12 protein-coding genes are annotated in these 12,105 nt (G+C 68.7%); 8 read left to right on the top strand and 4 right to left on the bottom strand.

The window, feature by feature from the left end; genetic code table 11:
• Positions 1-59: 59 nt before the first annotated feature.
• Positions 60-260 (bottom strand): DUF7835 family putative zinc beta-ribbon protein, encoded by a 201-nt coding sequence (locus E6N53_RS21615; RefSeq protein WP_136589377.1) that lies wholly within the window; start codon positions 258-260, stop codon positions 60-62.
• A gap of 139 nt (positions 261-399) precedes the next feature.
• Here E6N53_RS21615 and E6N53_RS07940 point away from each other — a divergent pair, with 139 nt between their 5' ends.
• Both E6N53_RS07940 and E6N53_RS07935 read left to right on the top strand, forming a co-directional pair.
• Positions 400-936 carry an HIT family protein gene (locus E6N53_RS07940; RefSeq protein ID WP_142858243.1) on the top strand — a complete coding sequence of 179 codons (537 nt, stop codon included), beginning with the start codon at positions 400-402 and terminating at the stop codon, positions 934-936.
• A 56-nt stretch (positions 937-992) separates the two neighbouring features.
• Positions 993-1,994: a cation diffusion facilitator family transporter gene (locus tag E6N53_RS07935; protein WP_136589379.1), complete on the top strand. Its 1,002-nt coding sequence runs from the start codon at positions 993-995 to the stop codon at positions 1,992-1,994.
• Between the two features lie 52 nt (positions 1,995-2,046).
• On the opposite strand, the gene E6N53_RS07930 is transcribed toward E6N53_RS07935, so the two are convergent.
• Both E6N53_RS07930 and E6N53_RS07925 read right to left on the bottom strand, forming a co-directional pair.
• A complete protein-coding gene (locus E6N53_RS07930) occupies positions 2,047-2,625 on the bottom strand; it encodes a S26 family signal peptidase (protein ID WP_142858240.1) in 579 nt (192 codons plus the stop codon).
• Between the two features lie 69 nt (positions 2,626-2,694).
• The gene (locus tag E6N53_RS07925) at positions 2,695-3,945 is read right to left on the bottom strand and encodes a tRNA (N(6)-L-threonylcarbamoyladenosine(37)-C(2))-methylthiotransferase (RefSeq protein WP_142858238.1); all 1,251 of its coding nucleotides are present in this window, start codon (positions 3,943-3,945) and stop codon (positions 2,695-2,697) included.
• 261 nt (positions 3,946-4,206) lie between these two features.
• Here E6N53_RS07925 and E6N53_RS07920 point away from each other — a divergent pair, with 261 nt between their 5' ends.
• Positions 4,207-5,403 carry a PQQ-like beta-propeller repeat protein gene (locus E6N53_RS07920; RefSeq protein WP_142858236.1) on the top strand — a complete coding sequence of 399 codons (1,197 nt, stop codon included), beginning with the start codon at positions 4,207-4,209 and terminating at the stop codon, positions 5,401-5,403.
• Positions 5,404-5,440: 37 nt separating this feature from the next.
• On the opposite strand, the gene deoC is transcribed toward E6N53_RS07920, so the two are convergent.
• A complete protein-coding gene (gene deoC, locus E6N53_RS07915) occupies positions 5,441-6,082 on the bottom strand; it encodes a deoxyribose-phosphate aldolase (protein ID WP_142858234.1) in 642 nt (213 codons plus the stop codon).
• Between the two features lie 105 nt (positions 6,083-6,187).
• Between deoC and E6N53_RS07910 the strand changes: the two genes are divergently transcribed.
• The 5 genes from E6N53_RS07910 (at position 6,188) to E6N53_RS07890 (ending at position 12,066) form a co-directional block, all read left to right on the top strand.
• On the top strand, positions 6,188-6,994 hold the full coding sequence (locus E6N53_RS07910) for a DUF63 family protein (protein ID WP_142858507.1): 807 nt from the start codon (positions 6,188-6,190) through the stop codon (positions 6,992-6,994).
• A 115-nt stretch (positions 6,995-7,109) separates the two neighbouring features.
• On the top strand, positions 7,110-8,015 hold the full coding sequence (locus E6N53_RS07905; protein ID WP_142858232.1) for an ATP-dependent ribose-1-phosphate kinase: 906 nt from the start codon (positions 7,110-7,112) through the stop codon (positions 8,013-8,015).
• A gap of 55 nt (positions 8,016-8,070) precedes the next feature.
• A complete protein-coding gene (locus E6N53_RS07900) occupies positions 8,071-8,796 on the top strand; it encodes a nucleoside phosphorylase (RefSeq protein ID WP_142858230.1) in 726 nt (241 codons plus the stop codon).
• Between the two features lie 12 nt (positions 8,797-8,808).
• Entirely contained in the window at positions 8,809-10,179 is a 1,371-nt protein-coding gene (locus E6N53_RS07895) for an HPP family protein (RefSeq protein ID WP_136589386.1), read from the top strand.
• Positions 10,180-10,293: 114 nt separating this feature from the next.
• The gene (locus tag E6N53_RS07890; protein WP_142858228.1) at positions 10,294-12,066 is read left to right on the top strand and encodes a PAS domain-containing protein; all 1,773 of its coding nucleotides are present in this window, start codon (positions 10,294-10,296) and stop codon (positions 12,064-12,066) included.
• The last annotated feature ends 39 nt before the right edge of the window (positions 12,067-12,105 follow it).

Below are 12,105 nucleotides of genomic sequence, written 5' to 3'. Positions count from 1 at the left end.
ACGCGGCTACTCGGTCGCGAGCACCGGTACGTCGAAAGAAGGTGAAACGCCTGCCCCAACTAGGCGTCGTTCATCCGCTGAGCGGAGGTCACACCGCATTCGAAGCAGGTGGACACGCGATATGGCTCGCGCGAGTACTCCGCGTTCTCCGGCTTCGAACTCTCCGTTCGAAGCTCGACCTGCACCTGGTGGAGTGTTTCACGGCCACACTCCTCGCAGGGTTCGGTCATGCCGTCTGTGTCTGATGGTCGCGTAGCCATCGACCGGACCTAAGGATTCATCTCTCATTAATTTACTTCCTGCACACGCCAGGAATCATACCGGTCTGCGGTCGGCCCGAGGACGGGGGGCCACCGTGGGGACGGACAGGACTAAGCGCCCGCCGTCGTTCCCGGTCGTATGGACCAGATCTTCGCGCCGTGGCGCATCGAGTGGGTCGAACGCGAGAGCGACGGGGGCGACGAGTGCCCGTTCTGTGCGCTCCCCGAGCGCGGGGCGGACGTCGAGACGAACGTCGTCGCCCGTTCGGACCGCGCGTTCGTGCTCCTCAACAACTACCCGTACAACCCGGGCCACGTGATGGTCATCCCGTACCGACACACGGGGACGTACGGCGACCTCTCCGATGCGGAACTCCTCGACCACGCCCGGCTGAAGGCCCGGACCTTCGACGCGCTGGAGGCGGCGCTGGGTCCCGACGCGTTCAACGCCGGGTTGAACCTCGGTGGCCCGGCCGGCGGCTCCATCGAGGACCACCTCCACACCCACGTCGTCCCGCGGTGGAACGGCGACACGAACTTCATGCCCGTCGTCTCGGACACCTCGGTCATCGTCGAGGCGATCGACGACACCTACGAGCGCGTCCACGAGGCGTTCGGCGCACAACCGGGAGCGGCCGTCGCCGACAGCGGCGCGGTTCGGCTCCACTTCGACTGAGTCACGCCGCGGCGTCGGGCGAAGCGTCTTTGTCCCTCTCGGTCCAACGACGGTCGATGGACCGGTCTGACGCGGTACGGCGGGTCGGTGCAGTCATCCTGGTGGTGAACGTCGCGCTCGTCGCCGCCAAGGGTGGCGTCTGGTTCCTCACGGGGAGCCTCGCGGTCGGGTCGGAGGCGGTCAACAGCCTCGCCGACGTCGTCTACAGCGTCGTCATCCTCGCGGGGCTGTACCTCACGACCCAGCCGCCGGACTTCGAGCATCCGCACGGGCACGAACGCATCGAGCCGTTCGTCTCGCTCGTCATCGCTCTCGGCGTCTTCGCTGCGGGGTTCGCCGTTCTCTGGCAGGCCACCTCGTCGGTGCTCACCGGGAACTACGGGGGAGCCGCCGGGCCGCTCGGCCTCGCCGTCCTCGGGGCGAGCGCTGCGGTGAAGTTCGGCCTCTACCGGTACTGTCTCCGGGTAGGCGAGCGCTATCACTCGCCCGCACTGGAGGCGACGGCGCTCGACAACCGCAACGACATCCTCACCGCGAGCGCGGCGTTCGTCGGTGTCGTCGGCGCGTCGATGGGCGCACCCATCCTCGACCCGGCTGCTGCTGGTCTCGTCTCGCTCGGTATCCTGTACACGGGATACGAGATCGTCCGTGACAACGTCAACTACCTCGTCGGAGCCGCCCCGCCCGAGTCGCTGCGGGTCGAGATCCTCCGCCGGGCGTTCGAACACCCGGACGTGAAGGGCGCACACGACGTGGTCGCCCACTACGTCGGCCCCGAGATCGACGTGAGCCTCCACATCGAGGTGGAAGGTGACATGACGCTGCTCGAAGCGCACGATATCGAGACGGAAGTCATCGAATCCATCCGGTCGCTCCCGCAGGTCGACGACGTCTTCGTCCACGTGGACCCGAAGGAACTGGGCGAGTGGAAGGAGGACGAGACGACGGAACTCCTCTCCCGGGAGGTGGACGACGAGGGGACGGAAGCCGGAGCCGGGTCGGAGCGTGGAGTCTCCTCGGCGTCGGCCGTCCACGACACCGACCCGAGCGGGCCGTGACGCCGTCGTCGTCGTTCGCCCGTCTACGGCCGTGCGCTACGGGCGTGTGAACTCATCTGCCAGCGAGGGCCAGCCTGAGATGTCCGACCCACGGAATCGCGGTCTGCGCCTTCCCGCGGAGCCACGACGGGCGGACCGGGGCGAGCTCGCCCGCCTGGTCGTAGTAGGGGTTCGCGTCGCCCTTCGTGACGTACCCCGCGTGCGGTGCGGGACAGTGCGCGAGTTCGTCACAGCCGTCGACCGACGCCGGGAGGAAGTCGGCATCGGCCTCGTCGTACCAGTTCTCACCGCGCTCGACGTGGAACTGTGCCCGGTGGATGACGGGCGAACCGCCGCGTGAGGGCGGAGCGAAGACGACGACGTCGCCACGCCCGCCGAGTCGATGGTAGTCGACGGCTGCAGCACGAGTGACGACGCCTGCCGCCGTCGCTGACTCGGGCGCGTATCGCTCCGACGCCGTCAGGTACACGAGGTCACCGCGTTCGAGATGCGGCTCCATGCTCCCGCTCTCGACGGCGACGAACGGAGGCCAGACGCCGGAGACCGCGACCACGAGGCCGAAGACGACTAGGACGGTGAACGCAGGGGCGACGGTGGCGAGCCAGTCGGAACAGTCGTTCGAAGCGGCCACAGCGAGAGACCGGCGGTGAAACCAAAGAGTCCATCGGTGGCACCACCGGCCTCGACGAGGGAGCGTGGCTCAGACCGGCTTCGCGAACGCGTACACCGTCTGGTGACCCGTGACCTCGACCGTACAGAAGTCGCCAGGTTCCAACCCGTACTCGGAGGCGTTCTGGACGATGACCTGCCGGTAGGCCTCGTCGCGGCACTTCACCGAGTCACCCGTGCCCTGCTCGACGACGAGCACCTCGTGAGTCGTGCCCACCATCGCCTCGTAGGCCTCGCCGACGACGTCCATCTTCAGCTCGGACATCTCCTTCGAGCGCTCCTTCTTGACCGTGCCGCCGAGGCCCTTCAGCTTCGCCGCGTCAGTGCCGGGGCGCTTCGAGAAGCGCGTGACGTTGATCTTCTCGGGGCGGGTCTCGCGGAGGAGCGCCATCGACTGCTGGTGGTCGGCGTCGTCTTCTGTGGGATAGCCGACGATGAAGTCCGTCGAGAGCGTCCAGTAGTCCAGGTGGGCGTCGAACGTCTCGACCACCTCGACGTACTCCGACACCTGGTGTTGGCGGCGCATGTGGCCGAGGACGTCGTTGGAGCCGGACTGGACGGGAGCGTGGAGGAAGTTGTAGAGCTTCTCGTTCTCGGCGAACACCGTTGCCAGTTCCTCGCGGATGCCGTGGACGCCTTTCGGGTTGGCCATCCCGACCCGGACGCGGAAGTCGCCGTCGATGTCGCAGACCCGGTCGAGGAGTTCGTGGAGCGTTCGTTCTCCCTGGTCCCACCCGTAGACGCCGGTGTCCTGACCGGTGATTCGAATCTCCTTGGCACCGGCGTGGACGAGGGCGCGGGCCTTCTCGACGTTCTCTTCGATGGAGGGAGAGTCGATTTTGCCGGTGGCGTGCTTCGTGATACAGTACGAGCAGTCGCTCATACAGCCGCGAGCGATGGGGAGGATGCCGACGACGCCGTCCAGCACGGGTTCGACGCCCGGTCCGGGCGTGGGACACTCGCCGTTCGTGACGGCGGAGGGGACCTCGTCCCAGTGGAGGATCTGGGCGTCGACGTCCTCCTCGCGGAAGATATCGCCCTGTGCGAGCGCCATACAGCCGGTGACGATGAGGTCCGCCGTCTCGGTTTCGAGTTCTTTGGCCCGGCGGAGCATGTTCCGTTCCGTCTTCTCCACCACGGTGCAGGTGTTCATGATGGCGACGTCGGCTTCTTCCGGCCCATTGACGCGGTAGTGTCCCGCGTCGCGGAGTGCCGACTCGATCTGTCGGCTCTCTCCGCGATTGGACGTACAGCCGTACGTCTCGATGTGATACCGAGCCATTCGCTTCGTCCTCGCTTACCGGTGGGCGGTCAAAAGCACGACGGTATCGACTCTCGACGGAAGCGTGAGGGGGGCGAACGGCCAGCAGACAGCGGGGGCGCGACGCGGGGTGCTGGCAACAGGTGAGCGCAGCGGCGCTCCGAACCACGTCGCGGTCGACGTCAGGTCACAGCGGGTGTGGCCACGCCATCGTATATGAACCGCGGGGACGGGAGCCCGTGAGGAGAAGACACTTGTCGGTCGAAGAGACAGTCGGAACCGATGCCCTCCACGCAGACGAGACGGCGGTTCCTCGCCGCCTGCAGTGCTTGCGGTCTGGGTTCCCTCACAGGCTGTCTCGGCTCCGACGGCGGACACGACGCGGCCGCCGACGCCGCCGGCGACCAGACCGACTGGCCGACCGCCGGCCACGACCAGGCGAACACGAACTACGTGCCCGACGCCCCGTCGATTCGCGACGTCACGGAGGTGGCCCGGTTCGAGAGCGGACTCAACGCGTCACAACCGGTCGTCGTGGACGGAACCCTGTACCACATTGCCGACACGCTCCGGGCAATCGACGTCGAGAGTGGTGACGACCGGTGGTCCGTCGCGCCCGAGGAGAAGCAGGGGAACTTCTGGGCCGCGCCGACAGTGAGAAACGGGACTGTCTACCTCGCGAACGGCCACCAGCGCGTCCACGCCGTCGACGCCGAGACGGGTGAGAAGCGGTGGACGGCCGAGGTGGACGTCGGTTCGTACGTAACGCCGACGCTCGGCCACGACGGCGAGACGCTGTTCGTCGGCGGCGAGGGACACGTGAGTGGTCTCGACACCGCAACCGGGGAGGTCGCGTGGACGCACGACCTGTTCGGACAGGTCCGCGAGACCCTGGCGTACCGTCGCGGCGTCGTCTACGCCGTCACCGAGGGTGGCGAACTGTACGCGTTCGACGAGTACGGCGACGGCTACTGGCGGGTCGACCTCCCCGCGAAGTGTCAGACCCCGCCGACGCTCGCGGGACGACAGGTGTTCGTCGGCACGTTCGACGGCTTCGTCCACGCCGTCGACACGACACGGGCGAACCTCGCGTGGTCCACCGAAATCGGCGGGTTCGCAAAGGGTGGCATCGCCGTCGCCGACGGGACGGTGTACGCCGACGGCGGCCGGAAGCTCCACGCGCTCGACGCCGATTCCGGAGCGAAACAGTGGGCGTTCGACGTCGGCACGACGGGCGACCACACGCCCGTCGTCGCCGGCGACACCGTCTTCACGACAGGGAAGCGGCTGTACGCGCTGAAGCCGGACGGGGGGTTCTCGAACGGGGCCATCCGCCAGGAGACGCTCCGCTTCTCGCACCCAACCGGCGGCTACGCGGGACCGATGAGCGTCGCCGACGGGCGCGTGTACGTCACTGCGCGTATCGGAGCAGAGGAGGGGAACCAGACGACGGCAGTGCTGGTGCTCGACGGAGCCTGAGTCGGAGTCGGAGTGAGTCGGGGGTCGGGGGGTCGGGCTACTCGTCCGCCGGGAACCCCTCGACGAGAGCCACGCCCGACGAGGCACCGATGCGCTCCGCGCCGGCGTCGAACATCGCCATCGCCTCCTCGTAGCTGCCGACCCCGCCGCTGGCCTTGACGGGAAGGTACTCCGCCATGAGTTCGACGTCCTCGACCGTGGCACCGCCGTCGGCAAAGCCCGTGGAGGTCTTGACAAACGCGGCGTCGGCGTCGCGGGCGAGTTTGCAGGCACGGTGTTTCTCCTCTCGACTCAGGAGCGCCGTCTCGATGATGACCTTCACCGGGATGGGGACGGCGGCGACGATCTCGGCGAGTTCGTCGCGGACCTCGCCGTCCTCGTCGGCGTGGAGGCGACCGACGTTGATGACGACGTCGAGTTCGTCCGCACCGTCGCGCCAGGCCGTCGCGGCCTCCTCGCGCTTGGCGATGGTGGCGTGCTGGCCGTGGGGGAACCCCACGACGGTGGCGATGGTCAGGTCGGGGGCCTGCTCGCGGGCGGCCGCGACGTAACACGGCGGGATGCAGGCGTTCATGCCGTGCGCCTCGGCCTCGTCGACGACACGCTCGACGTCCGACGGTCGGGTCTCGGGGCCGAGGACCGTGTGGTCGATGCGGGCGGCGAACTGGCTCCGGTTCATAGCCCGAGAGAGGCGAACCGCTCATAAAAACGCCGGGGTCCGAGCGGGAAGAGCGTAAGTGGTTTACTCCGAGGTCACAGTCGAACCTGCATGACGATGACGCTCCTGCAGTTCCTCCCGGAGGGGTTCGCCCTCCCGCCGCTGCCGTATCTGCTCGCGCTCGCGGTCGGCATCGGCGTCGTCGCCGTCGGCGTGACCCGTCGCGACCTCGCGGTCGACCAGCGGCACGTCGTCGCGCTCGTCCCGTGGATCCTCGCCGGGTCGGGCGTCCACGCGCTGTACGTCGTCGATGCGCTCCCGTCGCTCGTCCGCCCGCTCGGCGGCACGCCGGCCGTCTACGCGACGATGGCCGTCCTCGCGGGCGGGGTGTGGCTCGTCGCCGATGCGACCGTCCAGAACGTGCCGCGCGTCCTCGCCATGTCGGGTGTCACCGCGTTCGTGCCGACGTACGGGTCGGGCATCGCGGTCGGCCTCTCCCGTGGGACCTTCGCACCCTTTTGGTCCGGCGTCGCACTCCTCGCGAGCCTCGCTGTCGGGGCGGTCGCGTGGGTGCTGCTCTCTCGGGCCGTCCCGCGCGTCGACCACACCGGCTGGGTCGGCGTCGTCGCGCTCGTGAGCCACGCCGTCGACGCCGTCTCGACGGCCGTCGGCGTCGACATCCTCGGCTTCGGCGAGCGCACGCCGCTCTCGCGGTACATCATCGAGTTCGCGGCGGACCTCCCCACCGCGGGGGTCATCGGCAGCGGCTGGCTGTTCGTCCTCGTGAAGCTCGTGCTCGTGAGTGGCGTCGTCGTCCTCTTCGCGGACCTCATGCAAGAAGAGCCCCGAGAGGGAGCGGCGTTGCTGGGGTTCGTCGCGGCCGTGGGGCTGGGGCCGGGCGCACACAACCTGCTCCTGTTCGCCATCGCGTGAGCGGTGCGCGGTCGCGTGGCGGGGTGTTCGAGCCGACTATCGAGGTCGGCCGAGCGTCGCCGACCCGACACAGGAGTTTTCACCGCGGGCAGTGACGGGTACGAGAGGTACAACGATGCCGCGCGTCATCTGTGCCGGCCACGTCAACTGGGACGTGACGATGCACGTCGACGACCTGCCCGCCCCCGACGGCGAGGCGCAGGTCCGCGAGGTGCGCGCGGCCGGCGGCGGGAGCGCCGCCAACGTCGCCTGCGGCCTGGTCGGCCTTCGCCTCGACGCCGCCCTCCTGGGAAGCGTCGGCGGTGACTCGTACGGCACGGAGGCGCGGCACGAACTCGCCGCTGCCGGCGTGGACACGACCGGCGTGCAGGTCGTCTCGGACCGTCCGACGGCGGTGAAGTACATCGCCGTCGACGACGCGGGCGAGGTGATGGTGTTCGGGTGCGAGGGCGCGAACGAGGCGTTCGACACCGACGCGCTCTCCGTCGAGAGCATCGACGGCGCGGACCACCTCCACCTCACGGGGCAGTCGCCGGAGACGGCCCGCCGCCTCGCCACGCTCGCCCGCGACCTCGGCCTGACGGTGAGCGTCGACCCCGGCCGCCTCGTCGGTGCCCGCGACTTCGACGCGGTCCTCGACCTGGTCGACGTGCTCTTTCTCAACGACCGGGAGGCGGCGGTCGCACTCGCCGACGGGGAGACGGACCCGACCGCCGAGGGCCGACTGGCCGTCCGCGATGGCCGGGCAGTGGTCGTCAAGCACGGCCCGGACGGGGCCGAGGTCCGCACCGGCGGCGAACGGTACACGCACGCGGGGTTCGACGTCGACGCGGTCGACACGACGGGCGCGGGCGACGCGTTCGCCGCCGGCTACCTCGCCGCGACCCTCGACGGGACCGACGCCGACGACGCGCTCGCCGTCGCCAACGCCTGCGGGGCGCTCGCCGCCGAGACACGCGGTGCCCGCGCGACGCTCTCGTGGGACGCGGTGGCGTCGATGCGCGTGCGACGGGGACAGTAGCGCCCGTCCGCGTCGCACCCGCGCGTTTTTTACCGTCTCCAACGCGACGCCGGGTATGGGTAAACAACCGCACCTCCTCGTCGAGGAGGGTGACGTCGCGGACCTCGCGCTCGTGCCGGGCGACCCCGGGCGCGTCGAACGCATCGCGGGCCACTGCGACGACGTCGAACACGTGTCGAGCAACCGTGAGTACACCGTCGTCAACGCCAGCTACGAGGGTCGCGACCTGACCATCTGCTCGACGGGTATCGGCTGTCCCTCCGCGGCCATCGCGGTGGAGGAACTCTCACGCGTGGGCGTCGAGACGTTCGTCCGTGTCGGGACGACCGGAGCGCTCCAGCGAGACATCGAGATCGGAGACATGATCGTCGCGTCCGGGGCGGCGAAGAACGAGGGGACCTCGAAGCGGTACGAGCCGGTGGAGTTCCCCGCGGTTCCCGACTTCGCAGTGCTTCGGGCGCTGGTCGACAGCGCCGAGGCGAACGACGAGGACGTCCACGTGGGGCCCATCGCCTCCGACGACGCGTACTACGCCGAGACCGACGAGTACGTCCGAGAGTGGGAGGCGGCGGGCATCCTGAGCGTCGAGATGGAGGCCGCGACCGTCTTCACCCTGGCGCGACGGAAAGGGCTCCGCGCCGGTGCCATCTGCACCGTCGACGGCAACCTCGTCGAGGGGACCCAGAAGGGCGCCGACTCCGACGAGGAGTTGCCCGAGAAGGCGAAGAACAACGTCGAGCGGGCCATCGCGCTCACCCTCGACGCCGTCACCGAGCTGTAAGGGGCCACGGCCGTGGACCGCGAGAGGTTCCTCGCCCGCGTCGTCGGCGTCTGGCGGCGGCTCCGCCGAATCGAACGCCGCGAACTCACCGAGTTCCGTCGCTGGATCGAGAACACGAGCAACCTCATCCACCTCTCGATCCTGCTTTTCGTCCCACTCCTGATTGGTGGCGTGACGATCATCTCGAACGCCCTCATCGAGCTCTCGTTCCTGCTCTTCCCCCCGTTGGCGTCGGGGACGTACACGCTCTTCGCCGACCCAGAGGGCCGGTACGCTTCGCCGGTGAAGTTCGTCGTCGGCCTCACCGTCGGGGCGCTCGCGGGCTGGGGTGCGCTCGAACTCTCACAGCTCGTCTACGGGCCGCCGACGGGGACGTTCGGGGTGTTACCGGCGGCGGCCGCGCTCTCGATTCTCCTCACCGGCGGGGCGACGTGGGCCCTCAAGGTGGAGGAGCCGGCGGCGTTCTCGACGGCGCTTCTCGTCCTCGTGACCGACCGGGCGACGCCGCAGTCGTACGTGCTGAGCGTCGCCGTCTTCGGCACGCTCGTCGCCGCGGTGTTCTACGTCTGGCGCGAGCAGTTCTACGAGAAGCGCGCCCGCTACCTCTACAGCACGGTCTCGGCGGCCGACCGGGTCCTCGTCCCGATGCGCGGACCGGAGTGGGCCGCAGAGCGGACGGCCCTGTTCGCCTCGCGACTCGCTGCCGCCCACGAAGCCGGGAAGGTCGTTCTCTTCGGCCTCGTCGACGGCTCGGACGAGGATGCGGGGGCCGTGACGACTCGGCTCGAACGGGTCGCCGCCGACCTGCAGGCGTCGGGTCTCACCTGCGAGGTGGTCGTCGGGGAGGGCGACGACACCACCGCGACACTCAGCGCCGTCCGAGACACCGGGTGTGACCTCGTCGTGACGCCGTACGAGGCCGACGACGGCGCGCTCACCGAGTACGTTCGCGGCGTCTTCGGCGGCCCCTACGACGCCGTCGCGTTCCGCCCGGTCTCGCGCGACAGCGCGTGGGAACGGGTGCTGGTGATGGTCGCCCGCCCGGGCGACTCCGCGCACGCGATGATCGACTTCGCCGAGCGACTCGTCGGCGACGGGGGGACGCTGAGCGTCTGCACCTGTATCGGGACCGAGGTGGAGCGACGGCCGGCTGAGACGCGGCTCGCGAACTTAGTCGAGACGGTCGACCGGCCGGTCGAGACGCGCGTCGCCCGGTCGGACGTGACGTCGTATCTCGACGCGAACGCGGAGACGTACGACCTCGTCGTCATCGGGTCGAGCGGCGACCGGTCCGCCGCCTCGCGGTTCGTGTCACCGCCGACGTTCGAGCGTATCACCGAAATCGAGACGGACGTGGCCGTCGTCGACCGCGGTAACCCCTGAGCCGAGCGGCGCGGTCGAGCCGACTCGCGGGCCGAGCGATGTGACAGCGCGACCACGGCGTACCGTTCAACGGGCTGAGAGAACCGTTTTCACCCGAGCCACCCAAACACGAGTATGACTGAGGGTGCATCGGACCGCCGTCTCCGACGGAGTGACGCACTACGGCGTGTCACCGACGGCATCGTCTCGCTCGATACGGGGTTCCGCTACACCTACGTGAACCCCCAGGCCGAGCGCATCCTCGACCGCCCCGCCGACGACTTACTCGGCCGGACCGTCTGGGAGGCGTTCCCCGGAACCACTGGGACGGTCGCCGAAACGAAACTCGAGAGCGCGATGGCGACCCAAGAACAGCAGTCGTTCGAGCGCTACAACGCGGAGCTTGACCGCTGGTTCGACGTCCGCGTGTATCCAGACGAGGGCGGTCTCACGGTCTACTTCGCCGACGTGACCGAGCAGAAACGTCTCGAGCGCGACCTCGCGGAGACCAATCGGCAGCTCACGGCTCTCGTCGAGAACACCGTCACCCCGATCTACATCAAGGACACGGAGGGACGGTATCGGCTCATGAACGAGGCCGCCGCGGACCTGTTCGCCCTCACTCCCGAAGACGCCGTCGGCACGTGCGACACGGAACTGTTCGACCCGGAAAGCGTGGCCGAGATCAGCGAGGTGGACGAGCGAATCGTCGCTCGCGACGAGGCCGACTCGCGCGAGGCGGTCCGGTACATCGACGGCCGCCGCCACACCTTCCTCGACGACAAGTACCCCTACCACGACGCGCACGGCGACGTCGTCGGCGTGATGGGCATCAGCCGCGACATCACCGCTCGCAAGCGCCGCGAAAGAGAGCTACAGAAGCTCTCCGAGGAGTACGAAGCGGTGTTCGACAACGCGGAGGACGCCGTCTTCCTCGTCGACGTCGAGACCACAGACACGGCAGCCGTGTTCCGGTACGAGCGGCTGAATCCCGCTCACGAGGCGTCGACCGGACTCTCGACGGCGGACGTGCAGGGAAAGACGCCTCGGGAGGTGCTCGGGGAGGAACTCGGCGGGGAGGTCGTGGCGAACTACCAGCGTTGCGTCGACGCTCGTGACGCGATAACCTACGAGGAAACGCTCACGCTGCCGGAGGGCCAGCGCGTCTGGCAGACGAAACTCGCGCCCGTCATCATCGACGACGAGGTGACCCGAATCGTGGGAATCGCGCGGGACATCACGGAGCGCGTGGAGCGAGAACGGGAGCTTCGTCGGAAGAACGACCGCCTCGACGAGTTCGCGAGCGTCATCTCTCACGACCTGCGGAACCCCCTCAACGTCGCACAGGGGCGGACTGCGCTGCTTCTAGAGCTGTGTGACGACGACTACCACGGCCACCTCGACCCACTCGCCGAGTCGCTCGACCGGATGGCGGCGATCGTCGCGGACACCCTGACGCTCGCTCGCCAGGGGAAGTCGGTGAGCGACTCCTGCGAAATCGAGGTCGTCGACCTGGTCGGTCAGTGCTGGGGGGGAGTGGAGACGGCCGAAGCGTCGCTGGAGATCGAAGACGAGTTCACGATTCGGGGCGACCAGGACCGCCTGCGACACGTCTTCGAGAACCTGTTCCGCAACGCCGTCGAACACGCCGGCGACACCGTCACCGTGCGTGTCGGACGCGGGGACGACGACAGCATCTACGTCGAAGACGACGGGCCGGGCATCCCCGCGGTCATACGTGACGCGGTGTTCGAGCCGGGGTACACCTCGGCGGCCGGGGGGACAGGGTTCGGGCTCGCAATCGTCAAGCGAATCGCCGAGGCCCACGGCTGGGAGGTGGCGGTCGTCGACGGTCGAGACGGCGGTGCCAGATTCGAGTTTCACGGCGTCGACTCCCTCGACGACTGACCAACCACAACGCGCGTCGGAGCGTCGAGGGGCCGGACA

The sequence above is a fragment of the Salinigranum halophilum genome (assembly GCF_007004735.1).
In the GTDB taxonomy this organism is placed as follows: domain Archaea; phylum Halobacteriota; class Halobacteria; order Halobacteriales; family Haloferacaceae; genus Salinigranum; species Salinigranum halophilum.
This window is presented reverse-complemented; position numbering and strand designations above follow the sequence as displayed.

What these genes read in the sequence shown, in the direction of transcription:
- E6N53_RS21615 (WP_136589377.1), bottom strand. Translation starts at nt 260, where the DNA reads ATGGCTACGCGACCATCAGACACAGACGGCATGACCGAACCCTGCGAG.
- E6N53_RS07940 (WP_142858243.1), top strand. Translation starts at nt 400, where the DNA reads ATGGACCAGATCTTCGCGCCGTGGCGCATCGAGTGGGTCGAACGCGAG.
- E6N53_RS07935 (WP_136589379.1), top strand. Translation starts at nt 993, where the DNA reads ATGGACCGGTCTGACGCGGTACGGCGGGTCGGTGCAGTCATCCTGGTG.
- E6N53_RS07925 (WP_142858238.1), bottom strand. Translation starts at nt 3,945, where the DNA reads ATGGCTCGGTATCACATCGAGACGTACGGCTGTACGTCCAATCGCGGA.
- E6N53_RS07920 (WP_142858236.1), top strand. Translation starts at nt 4,207, where the DNA reads ATGCCCTCCACGCAGACGAGACGGCGGTTCCTCGCCGCCTGCAGTGCT.
- deoC (WP_142858234.1), bottom strand. Translation starts at nt 6,082, where the DNA reads ATGAACCGGAGCCAGTTCGCCGCCCGCATCGACCACACGGTCCTCGGC.
- E6N53_RS07905 (WP_142858232.1), top strand. Translation starts at nt 7,110, where the DNA reads ATGCCGCGCGTCATCTGTGCCGGCCACGTCAACTGGGACGTGACGATG.
- E6N53_RS07900 (WP_142858230.1), top strand. Translation starts at nt 8,071, where the DNA reads ATGGGTAAACAACCGCACCTCCTCGTCGAGGAGGGTGACGTCGCGGAC.
- E6N53_RS07890 (WP_142858228.1), top strand. Translation starts at nt 10,294, where the DNA reads ATGACTGAGGGTGCATCGGACCGCCGTCTCCGACGGAGTGACGCACTA.